This window comes from Streptomyces sp. NPDC060031, assembly GCF_042736805.1.
Classification (GTDB): Bacteria; Actinomycetota; Actinomycetes; order Streptomycetales; family Streptomycetaceae; genus Streptomyces.
On the sequence record NZ_JBHWVM010000008.1, the window covers coordinates 38,355 to 53,404 of the forward strand.

The window sequence follows — 15,050 nt, forward strand, 5'->3', positions numbered from 1 at the left end:
TTCTTACAGCCAGGTGTTGAACTTGCGGATGTACCAGGTCTTCACGAACTGGGTGAGCGTGCAGTACGCGAGGAGCACGCCGATCAGCCACGGGAAGTAGCTCGCCGGCAGGGCCACGAAGCCCAGCGAGGGAGCCAGCGGCGAGAAGGGCAGGTAGAGCCCGGTCAGCACCGCGAGGATCGTCATCACCATCACCGGCCAGGAGGCCCGCGACTGGATGAAGGGGATCTTGCGGGTACGGATCATGTGGACGACCAGGGTCTGCGAGAGCAGGCCCTCGACGAACCAGCCGGACTGGAAGAGCGCCTGGCTGGCCTCGCTGTCGGCGGCGAAGACGTTCCACATGATCAGGAACATCGCGATGTCGAAGACGGAACTGACGGGACCGATGGTCACCATGAAGCGGAGGATGCCCTTGGCGTCCCAGTTCCGCGGCTTGCGCAGGTACTCCTCGTCCATCCGGTCCCACGGCGTCGCCAGCTGGGCGATGTCGTAGACCAGGTTCTGCACCAGCAGCATGATCGCGAGCATCGGCTGGAAGGGGATGAACGCGCTCGCCACCAGCACCGAGAAGACATTGCCGAAGTTCGACGACGCCGTCATCTTGATGTACTTGATCGTGTTGCCGAAGGTGGTCCGGCCCTGGATGACGCCCTGCTCCAGGACGGTCAGGTCCTTCTCCAGCAGGATGATGTCGGCGGACTCCTTGGCGATGTCGACGGCGGTGTCGACCGAGATGCCGACGTCGGCGTCGCGCAGCGCCGCCGCGTCGTTGATGCCGTCCCCGAGGAAGCCGACGGTGTGCCCGTCCGCCTGCAGGGCCCGTACGATGCGGGCCTTCTGGACCGGGTTGACCTTGGCGAAGACCGTCGTACGGGCGGCCAGCGCGCGCAGCGCCGCGTCCTCGAGGGCGTCGATCTCGCAGCCCGAGACCACGTGGCCCACGTCGATGCCGACGTCCGCGCACACCCGGGCGGCGACGAGCTCGTTGTCGCCGGTCACCACCTTCACCGCGATGCCCTTGTCGGCGAGGCCCCGCAGGGCCGTGGCGGCGTCGGCCTTCGGCGGGTCGAGGAAGGCGAGGAAGCCGATCAGGGTCAGCTGCTCCTCGTCGGCGACCGTGTAGGTGTCGCGCGCGCTGCGGACGGTGCGGGTGGCGACGGCCAGGACGCGCAGGCCCTGGCGGTTGTTGTCCTCGGCGATGCGGGTGACGTGCCAGCGCAGCTGCTCGGTCAGTTCGACCTTCTTGCCGCGGTCCGTCATGTGCGTGCAGAGGGCCAGGACCTCTTCCACGGCACCCTTGGTGATCATGATGTGCTCGGGGCGGCCGAGTTCGCCCACCATGCTGTTGCGGTTGAGGACCACGGACATCCGGCGCCGGGCGAAGTCGAAGGGGATCTCGTCGACCATCGAGAACCGTGCGTCGACGACAACCTCCTCGGCCTCGCCCACGCGGTCGATGACCGCCTGGTCCATCAGGTTCTTCAGGCCGGTCTGGAAGCGGGAGTTGAGGTAGCCGTACTCCAGGACCTCGTTGTCCTCGTTTCCGTGCACGTCCAGGTAGCGGTCCAGGACGATCCGGTCCTCGGTGAGGGTGCCGGTCTTGTCGGTGCAGAGCACGTCCATGGCGCCCAGGTTCTGGATCGCGTTGAGCCGCTTGACGACGACCTTGCGCTTGGACATGGCCACCGCGCCGCGCGCCAGGTTGGCGGAGACGACCATCGGCAGCATCTCGGGGGTCAGGCCGACCGCGACGGCGATGCCGAAGAGGAGGGCCTCGTCCCAGTCGCCCTTGGTGAAGCCGTTGATCATGAAGACGACCGGGACCATCACCAGCATGAAGCGGATCAGCAGGAAGCTGACCTTGCGCACGCCGGTGTCGAAGTTGGTCTGCGGGCGCTCGCCGACCAGAGAACCGGCCATCGAGCCGAAGTAGGTGTCGGAGCCGGTGGCGACGACGACTCCGGTGGCGGTGCCGGAGGTGACCGAAGTGCCCATGAGGCAGAGGTTGTCGGCCTCCACGGGGTCGGTGGTCCGCTGCTGGCCGAGGTCCTCGGTGCTGGGGGTCCCCCCGGCGGAGCGAGGGGGAGTGTCGGCCTTGGCGACCGGGAGGGACTCGCCGGACAGCGCGGCCTGGCTGACCATCAGGTCCTTGGAGGTGATGAGCCGCAGGTCGGCCGGGATCAGGTCGCCGGCGGCCAGCTTGACCAGGTCGCCCGGGACCACCTGGTCCATGGGCACCTCGAAGGCGGTCGGGCCCGAGCCGCTGCCGGCCCGGCGCTGCACCGCGCAGGTGGTGGTGACGAGCTTCTTCAGTGCCTCGGCGGCGCGGCCCGAGCGGTACTCCTGCCAAAAGCGCAGCAGTCCGCTGATCGCCACCATCACGGAGAGGATGATGACGCCCTCGTCCGCGGGGTCCTGCCAGAACATGATCGCGGCCAGGAAGACCAGGACGGCGATGAAGGGGTTGCAGTACGCCTTCGCCAACTGGACGAACCAGAGGGGGGCGCGCTGCTGGGCGACGGCGTTGGGGCCGTGCCGCTCCAGGCGCAGGGAGGCCTCGGCGTGGGTGAGGCCGTTGCGGGAGGTGTCCACGTCCTGAAGGACCTGGACGGCCGGGCGGGCGCTGATCGCGGTGAGGCGCTCGCCGACGAGCCGGGTACAGGTCTCCAGCTCGGCGGCCTTGCGCTCGCGGCGGGTCCGGCCCGGCGGTGCGAGCTTGGTCGGGGTACGTGGGGTGAGCATGGTCATGACGGCTACCTCCCTCCACGGCATCCGGGCAGCACGAAGCCGCGCGGTCACGTGGAGTGGTCACGGGTCGGCGCACGGGGGCCCGCGAGGGCCGCGGCGCGCACGCCGATGGGCATGGATGACGCACGGCCTGGCGCGGGGGTGTCAGGGGGTGCGGAAGGGATCGCGAAGATGAATGCAGGAAGCGGCGCGGCGGCGGGGCGCCGCGGCCGGGGGCACACTCGAAGAAAGGGTCAGCCGGTCAGGAAGGGTCTGAGCTGGTCAGCCGACGAGAGCGCTGCAAGGACTTCGATCGGGACTCATCCCGAACACCTCCTTGCGTAGCGCGGTCATTGCGGGCGCCCGGTCCGGCCGGAAAGGCCGCAGAGGACCGGCGCCTCAGCGACCGTAGCACGATCTTCCGGGACCTTCCCTCCTCCTTTTGACCGGTAGTGGCCGATTCGTACTGCGTCAGCCTCTTGACGTCGCGATGAGCAAAGGCTCGACTTAAGGTTCACAAGTTGGAGAGACGCCGGGGTCCGGAGCACGCAGCCGCGACGGCCCGGCCGGGGGGCGACGGCTTGCCGTCGCTTATGGGCAGGAGTGGATGAGTCGTGCAGACTCCCGGATCGCAGTCCTCGCTGCATCGCGCGAACCTCGAACGGGTCGTACGCGCGGTGCGGCTGGCGGGTTCGCTGACCCAGGCGGAGATCGCCCGTACCACCGGACTGTCGGCGGCCACGGTCTCCAACATCGTCCGGGAGCTCAAGGACGCTGGGACCGTCGAGGTCACGGACACCTCGGCCGGCGGTCGGCGGGCGCGCAGCGTCTCGCTCAGCGGTGACGCCGGCATCGTCATCGGCGTCGACTTCGGCCACACCCACCTGCGGGTGGCCGTCGGCAACCTCGCCCACCAGGTCCTCGCCGAGGAGTCGGAGCCGCTGGACGTGGACGCCTCCTGGGCGGAGGGCTTCGACCGGGCCGAAGCCCTGGTCGGGCGGCTGATCGCGGGCATCGGGGTGGGCCTGGAGAAGGTCATCGGTGTCGGGCTCGGTGTGCCCGGCCCGATCGACGTGGAATCCGGAACCCTCGGTTCCACCGCGATCCTGCCGGGCTGGGCCGGGATCAACCCCCGCCAGGAGCTCTCCCAGCGGCTGGGCGTGCCCGTGTACGTGGACAACGACGCGAACCTCGGGGCCCTCGGGGAACTCGTATGGGGGAGCGGGCGGGGAGTAAAAGACCTCGCCTACATCAAGGTCGCCAGCGGTGTCGGCGCGGGGCTCGTGATCAACGGCCAGATCTACCGGGGACCCGGAGGAACCGCCGGCGAGATCGGGCACATCACGCTGGACGAGTCCGGCCCGGTCTGCCGCTGCGGCAACCGCGGCTGCCTGGAGACCTTCGCCGCCGCCCGGTACGTGCTGCCGCTCCTCCAGGGCAGCCACGGACCGGAGTTGACGATGGAGCGGGTGGTCGAGCTGGCCCGCGAGGGGGACCCCGGCTGCCGCCGCGTCATCACGGACGTGGGCCGCCACATCGGCAGCGGAGTGGCCAGTCTGTGCAACCTCCTGAACCCGAGCAGGGTGGTGCTCGGGGGCTCGCTGGCCGACGCCGGTGAACTCGTACTGGCTCCCATCCGTGAATCCGTGGGGAGGTACGCGATTCCCAGTGCGGCCCGGCAACTGTCGGTGCTCACCGGGTCGCTGGGCGGGCGGGCCGAGGTGCTGGGCGCGCTGGCCCTCGTACTCAGCGAGATGGGTGATTCGACCCTTTTGACGGAAAATAGTAGTGGAGTGCGTGCCCCAGCAGTCTTGTCTTCAGTTAGATAACGGATGGCACCGTTGTCATCTCGTTAAGGATTCACTCCTTGACGCCAAGAATGCGGCCGGGGTTGACTCACATCCACCTCGGCCGCAGTGTTGCGGCCTCGTCAGGGAGGTTCAAGTAATGAACACGCGTATGCGCAGAGCCGCCGTAGCCGTAGCCGCCGGCGCCATGGCCGTTTCCCTTGCTGCCTGTGGCAGCGCGAAGGAGGCCGGGGACAAGACCAAGGAATCCGGCGCCGCCAAGGGTGACGCGATCAAGGTCGGTCTGCTCCTGCCGGAGAACCAGACCGCGCGCTACGAGAAGTTCGACAAGCCGCTCATCGAGAAGAAGATCGCCGAACTTACGGGCGGCAAGGCCGAGGTGGTCTACGCCAACGCCAAGCAGGACGCGACCACGCAGAACTCGCAGGTCGACACGATGATCACCAACAAGGTGAACGTCCTGATCATCGATGCCGTGGACGCCAAGGCCATCGCCGGCTCGGTCAAGAAGGCGAAGGAGGCCGGTATCCCGGTCGTCGCCTACGACCGTCTGGCCGAGGGCCCGATCGACGCCTACACCTCCTTCGACAACGAAGAGGTCGGCAAGGTCCAGGGCAAGGCGCTCCTGGAGGCCCTGGGCGACAAGGCCAAGGACGGCCAGATCGTCATGATGAACGGCTCCGTCACCGACCCGAACGCCAAGCTCTTCAAGCAGGGCGCGCACTCCGTCCTCGACGGCAAGGTGAACATCGGCAAGGAGTACGACACCGTCGAGTGGAAGCCCGAGAACGCCAACACGAACATGGCGGGCGCGATCTCGGCGCTCGGCAAGGACAAGATCGTCGGCGTCTACTCGGCCAACGACGGCATGGCCGGCGGCATCATCACCGCCCTCAAGGCCGGCGGACTGAACCCCCTGCCCCCGGTCACCGGCCAGGACGCGGAACTCGCCGGTGTGCAGCGCATCGTGGCGGGCGAGCAGTTCATGAGCGTCTACAAGCCGTACGCCCCGGAGGCCGAGGCCGCCGCGAAGATGGCCGTCGCCCTCGCCAAGGGTGAGAAGCCCGCGGGCACCTCCACGGTCGACAGCGGCACCGCCAAGGCCGTCCCGTCCGTGCTGATCCCGGTCGTCTCGCTCACCAAGAACAACATCAAGGACACCGTCGTCAAGGACGGCGTCTACACGGTCGACGAGATCTGCACCGACAAGTACGCGGCCGCCTGCACCACCCTCGGCCTGAAGTAAGGCCCCCGTCGCCCTCCGGGAGGGCGACCCCCGCGCCTGTCCGGCGCCCCGCCCCCAACTCCCGCCACCGGCGGAGCGCCGGACAGAAACGTTTCCCTTCTTCATTCCTTGTCTGTTGTCCGTCTGTTGTCTGTCCCCCCATTCACCCCGCTCCTGCTCTTTTGCACGACATCCCCGCCGGTCAGGCGGCGAAGGAGATGGTTCATGTGTCCGCTGCGCCCGTGCTGGCGTTGCGAGGGGTCTCGAAGCGGTTCGGCGCCGTTCAGGCCCTCACCGACGTAGAACTCGAGATCCACTCAGGCGAGGTGGTCGCCCTCGTCGGCGACAACGGCGCCGGTAAGTCCACGCTGGTCAAGACGATCGCCGGCGTGCACCCCATCGATGACGGAGTCATCGAGTGGGAGGGCCGTCCGGTCACGATCGCCAAGCCCCACGACGCCCAGAACCTGGGCATCGCGACGGTCTACCAGGACCTCGCGCTGTGCGACAACATCGATGTCGTCGGCAACCTCTTCCTGGGCCGCGAGCTCAAGCGCCGCGGTGTCCTGGACGAGGTGGAGATGGAGCGCCGCGCCCGCGAGCTCCTGACCACCCTGTCCATCCGGATCCCCAGCGTCCGCATCCCGATCGCCTCGCTCTCCGGCGGTCAGCGCCAGACCGTGGCGATCGCCCGCTCCATGCTGGGCGAGCCCCAGCTCGTCATCCTCGACGAGCCCACCGCCGCCCTCGGCGTCGAGCAGACCGCCCAGGTCCTCGACCTGGTGGAGCGGCTGCGCGAGCGCGGCCACGCCGTCATCCTCATCAGCCACAACATGGCCGATGTGAAGGCCGTCGCCGACAAGGTGGCGGTGCTGCGGCTGGGCCGCAACAACGGCGTCTTCAACGTCGCCGACACCTCGCAGGAAGAGATCATTTCCGCCATCACCGGTGCCACGGACAATGCCGTGACCCGCCGGGCGGCCCGCACCGGGGAGGCCCGCAAGTGAGCACCCAGAATCCTCCCGCCGGTCCGCTGGGCAAGGGCCCGGCCGACCAGGCGGAGCACATCGACCCGATCAATCCGGCCGCCGCGCCGGATGCCATCCCGGCCGTCGACCCCCGGCTGCTCGTCCGCGAGCAGGGTCTGAGCGGGTACTTGAACGAGTTCGGCCGCAAGCTCAAGGCGGGCGACCTGGGCTCCGTCCCGGTGGTCCTCGGCCTGATCATCATCTGGACCATCTTCCAGACGCTGAACTCGAACTTCCTCGCCCCGGAGAACCTCACCAACATCGCGATCACGATGGTCGCCACCGGCATGATGGCCGTCGGCATCATCTTCGTGCTGCTGCTCGGCGAGATCGACCTCTCGGTCGGCTCGGTCAGCGGCGTCTCGGGTGCGATCGTCGCGGTCCTCTCCGTCACCCACGGCGTCAACGAGTGGCTGGCGATCCTCGCGGCCATCGTGGGCGGTGCCCTGATCGGCTCCATCCACGGCTTCTTCTTCGCCAGGATCGGCGCTCCGGCCTTCGCGGTCACCCTGTCGGGCCTGCTCTTCTGGTCCGGCGCCATGCTGCAGATCCTCGGCAGCAACGGCACGATCAACCTCGACTCCGAGGGCGTGGTGGGCAAGCTCACCACGTACTACTTCTCGGACGTGGCCGTGGGCTACGGGCTGGCCGCGGTCGCGGTGGCCGGGTACTTCCTCGCCTCCCTCGCCGACTCGCGGCGCCGCGAAGCGGCCGGGGTCCCCTCCCGGCCCCTCGCGGAGATCCTGCTGCGCACCGGCCTGCTCGCGGTGTTCACCTTCGGTCCCGCCGTGGTGTTCAACCAGTACAAGGGCCTGCCGCTCGCGGTGGTGCTGTTCGTGCTGGCCCTGGTCGGCACGGACTTCGTTCTGCGCCGCACCTCGTTCGGGCGAAACGTTTTCGCACTCGGTGGCAGCGTCGAGGCCTCGCGCCGTGCGGGCATCAACGTCAACCGGGTCCGCATCTCGGTCTTCGCCATCGCCGGCACCTTCGCCGCCATCGGCGGCCTCTTCTGGGCCTCCAAGATCGCGGCGGCCAACCAGAGCGCCGGTGCGGGCGACCTGCTGATGAACGTGATCGCGGCGGCCGTGATCGGCGGCACCAGCCTCTTCGGCGGCCGCGGCCGGACCTGGAACGCGCTCCTCGGCGTCATGGTCATCACCTCCATCCAGTACGGTCTGGCCCTGGAGGGAATCGCGACGCCGATCCAGTACATGATCACCGGTGCGGTGCTGCTGGCCACCGTGGTGATCGACTCGATCACTCGCAAGACCCAGAAGTCGGCCGGACGCGCCTGATCGCGCGCCCGCCGGCAGCAGCCGCCGGTTGAACCGGCGGTAAGAACCGTCACAGTGCCCGGTGCCACTTCGCGTGGCGCCGGGCACCTGTGCGTATATATGTGCGCACGAGTGTGCGGGTATACGCCCGTTTGGGATGTGTGGCCGCGCGCCGGTGTGTACAGGTATGACAAAGGTGTGACCCGACGGGGACCGCCCGATGATGCCCGCCGCGAGCGGAACATTAGACTCGACAGACCAGCAAGCAACTGCAAGGAGGCACGGGTGCTGCTGACCCGCATCAAGGGACCGCGCGATCTGGACCGGCTCAGCCAGGAGGAGCTCAACCAGCTCGCCGCCGAGATCAGGTCCTTCCTCGTCGACGCCGTCTCCAAGACCGGCGGGCACCTCGGCCCCAACCTCGGTGTGGTCGAGCTGACGATCGCCCTGCACCGGGTCTTCGACTCGCCCAAGGACAAGGTCCTCTTCGACACCGGCCACCAGGCCTACGTCCACAAGCTGCTCACCGGGCGCCAGGACTTCGGGAACCTGCGCTCCAAGGGCGGCCTGTCGGGCTACCCGTCGCGCGCCGAGTCCGACCACGACGTGATCGAGAACTCGCACGCCTCCACCGTGCTGGGCTGGGCCGACGGCATCGCCAAGGCCAACGAGGTGCTCGGCCGGGAGGACCACCACGTCGCCGCCGTCATCGGTGACGGCGCGCTGACCGGAGGCATGGCCTGGGAGGCGCTGAACAACATCGCCGCCGCCAAGGACCGCCCGCTGGTGATCGTCGTCAACGACAACGAGCGCTCGTACGGCCCCACCATCGGCGGCCTCGCGAACCACCTGGCCACCCTGCGCACCACGGACGGCTACGAGCGCTTCCTGGCCCGCGGCAAGGACCTCCTGGAGCGCACGCCGGTCGTCGGCAAGCCCCTCTACGAGACCCTGCACGGCGCCAAGAAGGGCCTCAAGGACTTCATCGCCCCGCAGGGCATGTTCGAGGACCTGGGCCTGAAGTACATCGGCCCCATCGACGGCCACGACATCGAGGCCCTGGAGTCCGCCCTCACGCGCGCCAAGCGCTTCAGCGGCCCGGTCATCGTGCACTGCCTCACCCAGAAGGGCCGGGGGTACGAGCCGGCCGTCCAGGACGAGGCGGACCGCTTCCACGCGGTCGGCGTGATCCACCCGGACACCGGCCTGCCGGTCTCCACCGACGCCGCCAGCTGGACCTCCGTCTTCGCCGACGAGATGGTCAAGCTCGGCAAGGAGCGCAAGGACATCGTCGCGATCACCGCGGCCATGCTCCAGCCGGTCGGCCTGAAGAAGTTCGCGGACGCCTACCCGGACCGGATCTTCGACGTCGGCATCGCCGAGCAGCACGGCGCCACCTCGGCGGCGGGCCTGGCCACGGGCGGCGCGCACCCCGTCTTCGCGGTGTACGCGACCTTCCTCAACCGCGCCTTCGACCAGGTCCTGATGGACGTGGCCCTGCACAAGTGCGGTGTCACCTTCGTCCTGGACCGGGCCGGTGTCACCGGCACCGACGGCGCCTCCCACAACGGCATGTGGGACATGTCCATCCTCCAGGTCGTCCCCGGCCTGCGGCTGGCCGCCCCGCGCGACGCCGAGCAGCTGCGCGCCCAGCTCAACGAGGCCGTCCTGGTGAAGGACGCGCCGACCGTCGTGCGCTTCTCCAAGGGCGTCGTCGGCCCGGCCGTCCCGGCCGTCGGCAAGATCGGCGGCATGGACGTGCTGCGCACCCCGGCCGACGAGGTCACCCGTCCGGACGTACTGATCGTCTCGGTCGGCGCACTCGCCCCGATGTGCCTGGAGATCGCCGACCTGCTCGACAAACAGGGCATTTCGGCGACCGTCGTCGACCCCCGCTGGGTCAAGCCGGTGGACGAGGCCCTGGCCCCGCTCGCCGACCGCCACCGCGTGGTCGTCACCGTCGAGGACAACAGCCGCGCCGGCGGCGTGGGCTCCGCCGTCGCGCAGGCCCTGCGGGACGCGGGCGTCGACGTACCGCTGCGAGACTTCGGCATTCCGCAGCGCTTCCTCGACCACGCCACCCGCAAGGAGGTCATGGCCGAGATCGGGCTGACCGCGCCGGACATCGCCCGGCAGGTCACCGGCCTGGTCGCGAAGCTGGACGGGCGCTACGACACCGAGCCGGCCGCCGCCGTCGACTAGCCGTCGCAAGCGGCCGATGGGCCGGCGCGCGGTTGCACCTCACGGGCCGGGAGATCACCCTTGAAGGGTGGGCCTCCCGGCCCGTTCGGCGTGCGTACGCCCACCTTTCGGAGGTGCGTCGGTGAGTACGGATCTGAACAGTCCCTTCCGCACGAAGTCGGTGGAGCAGTCCATCCGCGACACGGAGGAGCCCGAACACGCCCTCCGCAAGTCGCTATCCGCCTGGGACCTGACCGTCTTCGGTGTCGGTGTCATCATCGGCACCGGAATCTTCGTCCTCACCGGCAAGGTCGCCAAGGAGAACGCCGGCCCCGCCACCGCCCTGGCCTTCGTGGCCGCGGGCGTGGTGTGCGCGCTCGCCGCCCTCTGCTACGCGGAGTTCGCGTCGACCGTGCCCGTCGCCGGATCGGCGTACACCTTCTCGTACGCCTCGATCGGCGAGCTGCCGGCCTGGATCATCGGCTGGGACCTCGTACTGGAATTCGCCCTCGGCACCGCGGTGGTGGCGGTCGGCTGGTCGGGCTACGTACGCTCGCTGATGGACAACGCGGGCGTCCACCTGCCCGCCGCGCTCCAGGGGCCGGACGTACCGGGCGGCACCTTCGACCTGCTGGCCTTCGTCCTGGTCCTGGTGCTCACGGCGATCCTGGTGGTCGGGGTGAAGCTGTCCGCGCGGATCACCGCGGTCGTCGTGGCGATCAAGGTCACGGTGGTGCTCATCGTGATCATCGCCGGATCCTTCTTCATCAACGGCAGCAACTACAAGCCCTTCGTCCCCGAGGCCGTGCCCCAGAAGGGCGGTTCGGGGCTGGACGCACCACTCGTCCAGCTGATCTTCGGCTACCAGCCCACCAACTTCGGCGTCATGGGCATCTTCACGGCCGCCTCCGTCGTCTTCTTCGCCTTCATCGGCTTCGACGTCGTGGCCACCGCCGCCGAGGAGACCAAGCTGCCGCAGAGGGACATGCCGCGCGGCATCATCGGCTCGCTGGTGATCTGCACCGTGCTGTACGTGGCGGTCTCGCTGGTGGTGACCGGCATGCAGCACTACACCGAGCTGTCCACGAGCGCCCCGCTGGCCGACGCCTTCAAATCCGTCGGCCATCCGGTGTACGCCGGCATCATCAGCTTCGGCGCCGCGGTGGGCCTGACCACGGTCTGCATGATCCTGCTCCTGGGCCAGACCCGCGTGTTCTTCGCGATGAGCCGCGACGGCCTGCTGCCGCGCTTCTTCTCGCGGACCCACCCGAAGTTCCGCACCCCGTACCGGCCGACGATCCTGCTGGGCGGGATCATCGCGATCGTCGCCGGGTTCACCAGCATCAACGAACTCGCGACGCTGGTGAACATCGGCACGCTCTTCGCCTTCGTGGTCGTGGCGCTCGGCGTGATCGTCCTGCGCCGCTCCCGACCCGACCTGCACCGGTCCTTCCGGACCCCGTGGGTGCCGGTGGTCCCCATCGTGTCGATCGCCGCCTCGGTCTGGCTGATGCTCAACCTGCCGGCCGAGACCTGGCTGCGCTTCGGGATCTGGATGGTGATCGGCATCTGCGTCTACTTCCTGTACGGGCGCCACAACAGCCGCCTGGGCCGCTCCGGGCGGGACGCGGAGTACTAGGCAGGCGCTTTCGGAGGACTTCTCCGTCATCCCTTGGCGGGGGAGTCCTTCGCGGCGTCGGGGACCTTGCGGTCGTTGCGCAGGGCCTCCCACAGCTGGCCGGCCTGCGGCTCCGCGACGACGACGCGGTTGCGGTCGACCTTGTCGTAGGCGACCGGCAGCATGATGGTCTCCATGGTGTCCGGGTCCACGCCCTTCATGCTCTGGGCGAAGTCGGACAGGCCCTTGAGGGAACCGAGTTCGGAGTCGGTCGTGAGCGACTTGGTGCCCGCGTCGGCGAGCTTGTAGAGGCGCGCCGGGCTGCCGAGGGCGTCCTGCTTCTTGATCTCGCCGAGCATGGCCATCATGAACTTCTGCTGCAGGCCTATGCGTCCGAGGTCGCTGCCGTCCCCGTAGCCGTAGCGGGTACGGACGAACTTGAGCGAGTCGGTGCCGTCCAGCCGGTGCGTGCCCGCGTCCAGCTTGAGGCCGCCCTTCGCGCCGCTCAACGGCTTGTCGATGGTGATGGTGACCCCGCCGAGGGCGTCGACCAGGCCCTTGAAGCCGGCGAAGTCCACCTCGACGAAGTGGTCCACGCGGATGCCGGACATCTGCTCGACGGTCTTGACGACGCAGGCCGGGCCGGCGAGCGAGTAGACCGAGTTGAACATCTGCCGGTTGGCGGAGCTCATGGTCTTGCCGTCGCGGTCCTTGCACTCGGGCCGGGTGATCAGGGTGTCGCGCGGGATGCTCACCGCGGTGGCCTTGGCCCGGCCCTCGGGTATGTGCACGAGCATCGCGGTGTCCGAGCGGGCGCCGCTGACGTCGCCGTGGTCGAGGTCGCCGTTGGCCCCGGCGCGGGAGTCGGATCCGATGACGAGGATGTTCTGGGCGTTGGCGACGACCTTCGCGGGCCGGTTGTCGCCGATGGCCTTGTCCAGGTCGACGCTGTCGATGTTGCCGTTGAGGTGTTCGTACGCCCACCAGCCGGTGCCCGCGGCGCCCAGGATCAGCACGGCCAGCACCAGGAGGGTGACCCTGAGCACGCGCCGCCGCTTGCGCGGGGCGGCCCGGCGGGTCCGCCCTTCGCCCGAAGCCGTGGCGGTCTGCGTCTGCGTCATGGAGTCGAATCCTTTACTGGACATGTGTTTGACCGAGAACTATAGGGGCGACGGCTTGGGGCGCCTACCATGCGGGCCCTCGAAGAGCGCCCTCCCGAGGCCTCGTGTTCACTCAAATGTTCGCTTGACATAAGGTGTCTGCGGGCATCGTGAGGCACCGACAGCAGGAGTACGAAGTGGTGCGGGGTTCGGAGAGGGGCGAGCGCGTCGCGACGCGGGGCCGCCGCAAGGCGGTGGCCGAAAACCGGCCTTCGCCCGCCGAGCGACCCCACGGCCAGACACCGGTCGCCGGCCGCGTCCTGCACGTACTGGCCCACCCCGGCGACGCGCTCGGCGCGACCGCCGCGGAGCTGTTCCGTGCCCTGCGCGAACCGGGCCGCCCCGTGGCCGTGGTCTGCCTCGCGCGCAGCGGGCAGACCGACCGGGACCGGCTGCTCCAGGTCATCGGCCGCGGCGGCACGTGGCGGCGTACGACGCAGTCCCTCCCGGACGGCGAGGTGCTCGACCTCTACGCCCTCTCCGACGCCGCCCACGTCGAAGTCTGCTTCGCCGACCCCGCCGAGCCCCCGGCCGGCGGCGCCCCGGCCGAACTGGTGGACCGGGTGGTCGACCTCCTGGAGCTGTTCGAGCCCGGGACCGTCTGCACCCTGGACCCCGACCCCGACCACACCGGCTGGAGCGCCGCCACCGGCGCCACCCGCCCCGACCACCCCGAGCACACGGCCGTCGCCGAGGCCGTCCTGGTCGCGGTGCACCGCGCCGCCGAGGCGGGCGGCCCGCCGGCGGCGGTCGAATGCTTCCGCTCCCCGGCCCCCTGCGAGGCGCCCTCGGGCCCGGCTCCGGCCGTCGTGCGCTACCCCGGGCGCCGCGTCGCGCTGACCCGCGCCGCCGACGGACGGCTCACCGCGTACGCGGTCCTCGGCGGCCGGCTGGCGCGCTGGACGGAGCGGAGCGCCGGCGCCGCCGAGTGGGGCGAGCGCGAACTGCTCGACAGCCCCGAACTGCTGCCGGTACTGGCGGTGGCTCAGACCCGGCACGGCTGGGTCCACCTGGTCTCCCTGCGGCGCACCCCGCGACCCGGCGGCGGGGCCGTCGTCGAGGTCATGCACGCCGTGCAGTACCAGAGCGGCCGGCCGCTGGGGGAGTGGCGCTCGCTCGGCAACCCGAACGGGAACAATCATGACAAGGGCCGCGAAGTCGGCGTGCCCGCCGTCATCGTGGACGCCGAGGGCTGCCTCCACGTCTACGCCCGCAACTTCGGCCGGGGCGTCAGCTGCCGCACCCAGCGCGCCAACGGCTCCTGGACCTCCTGGCAGGACATCAAGGGCTCCGAGGTGCAGGACGGCCTGGCCGCCGTCCTCGACGACGCGGGACAGCCCGAGCTCTACGCGCCCTCCGGCGGCGGGGTGCTGCGCTGGCGGCGCAACGAAGAGGGGGCGATGTGCGAGGTGGCCGACGACCGGCTGCCGCTCTTCGTGGCGCCCGGTACGGCGATCTCCGCGCTGCTGACCGGCCCGGGCCGGGTCACCGTCTACGGATGTGACGTTCGCGACCGGATGCTCTACGCGTACCGCACCGACCGCGCGTCGACCCCGATCGGCACGGCCGGCGGGGAAGGGGTGGGCGCCCTGCGGATGGCCATCGACGGCTACGACTGCACGGTGCTCCTGCAGCGCTCGGCCGAAGGGGCCGTCGCCGTGGGCGCGTACCCGACCGAACAGGAGAACGCGGGCCTGTGGTGGGAGCGGACGGGCGGCAGCGGCATCCGGGAGCCCGCGGCCGCCGTGGACGCCCTGGGCCGGCTGGTCATCGCCTCCCTCGACGGTGACGGCCGGCTCGCCGTGGTCCGGCAGGACGTATCGGTCTCCGGACTGATGCTCGGCGGATGGGTGACTGTCTGAAGGGGAGGGGGAGTTCTGCTGGAGAGGAACCCGATTCAGCGGCCGGGGACCGCGCGGAGAGACGAAGATCCCGCGAATGTGATCCAAGAGGTTCCCGACCATGTCGACAAATCGTTTACTCTTTCCATATCTTGCGGCGGTTGAATCGGGGCTCTGCAGCGCGA

9 protein-coding genes are annotated in these 15,050 nt (G+C 69.5%); 7 read left to right on the forward strand and 2 right to left on the reverse strand.

Going from position 1 to position 15,050, the window contains the following annotated elements; genetic code table 11:
• Positions 1–3: 3 nt before the first annotated feature.
• The gene (mgtA, locus tag ACFWB8_RS05260) at positions 4–2,751 is read right to left on the reverse strand and encodes a magnesium-translocating P-type ATPase (RefSeq protein ID WP_385222726.1); all 2,748 of its coding nucleotides are present in this window, start codon (positions 2,749–2,751) and stop codon (positions 4–6) included.
• Positions 2,752–3,344: 593 nt separating this feature from the next.
• Between mgtA and ACFWB8_RS05265 the strand changes: the two genes are divergently transcribed.
• The 6 genes from ACFWB8_RS05265 (at position 3,345) to ACFWB8_RS05290 (ending at position 11,885) form a co-directional block, all read left to right on the forward strand.
• Positions 3,345–4,559, forward strand: coding sequence for an ROK family protein (locus ACFWB8_RS05265; protein ID WP_385222729.1), 1,215 nt, complete (start codon positions 3,345–3,347; stop codon positions 4,557–4,559).
• A 118-nt stretch (positions 4,560–4,677) separates the two neighbouring features.
• Entirely contained in the window at positions 4,678–5,784 is a 1,107-nt protein-coding gene (locus ACFWB8_RS05270) for a sugar ABC transporter substrate-binding protein (protein WP_385222731.1), read from the forward strand.
• A gap of 197 nt (positions 5,785–5,981) precedes the next feature.
• Complete coding sequence (locus ACFWB8_RS05275) at positions 5,982–6,770, forward strand: ATP-binding cassette domain-containing protein (protein WP_385222733.1); 789 nt, start codon at positions 5,982–5,984, stop codon at positions 6,768–6,770.
• A gap of 26 nt (positions 6,771–6,796) precedes the next feature.
• Positions 6,797–8,086, forward strand: a complete 1,290-nt coding sequence (locus tag ACFWB8_RS05280; protein WP_385222926.1) for a sugar ABC transporter permease — start codon at positions 6,797–6,799, stop codon at positions 8,084–8,086.
• Positions 8,087–8,350: 264 nt separating this feature from the next.
• Positions 8,351–10,267, forward strand: coding sequence for a 1-deoxy-D-xylulose-5-phosphate synthase (dxs, locus tag ACFWB8_RS05285; RefSeq protein ID WP_385222736.1), 1,917 nt, complete (start codon positions 8,351–8,353; stop codon positions 10,265–10,267).
• A 121-nt stretch (positions 10,268–10,388) separates the two neighbouring features.
• The gene (locus ACFWB8_RS05290; protein ID WP_385222738.1) at positions 10,389–11,885 is read left to right on the forward strand and encodes an amino acid permease; all 1,497 of its coding nucleotides are present in this window, start codon (positions 10,389–10,391) and stop codon (positions 11,883–11,885) included.
• 26 nt (positions 11,886–11,911) lie between these two features.
• Here the strand turns inward: ACFWB8_RS05290 and ACFWB8_RS05295 are convergent, their stop codons facing one another.
• Positions 11,912–12,985 carry an LCP family protein gene (locus tag ACFWB8_RS05295; RefSeq protein WP_385222740.1) on the reverse strand — a complete coding sequence of 358 codons (1,074 nt, stop codon included), beginning with the start codon at positions 12,983–12,985 and terminating at the stop codon, positions 11,912–11,914.
• 149 nt (positions 12,986–13,134) lie between these two features.
• On the opposite strand from ACFWB8_RS05295, the gene ACFWB8_RS05300 reads away from it, so the two are divergent.
• Positions 13,135–14,886 carry a hypothetical protein gene (locus ACFWB8_RS05300; RefSeq protein WP_385222742.1) on the forward strand — a complete coding sequence of 584 codons (1,752 nt, stop codon included), beginning with the start codon at positions 13,135–13,137 and terminating at the stop codon, positions 14,884–14,886.
• Positions 14,887–15,050 lie beyond the last annotated feature (164 nt).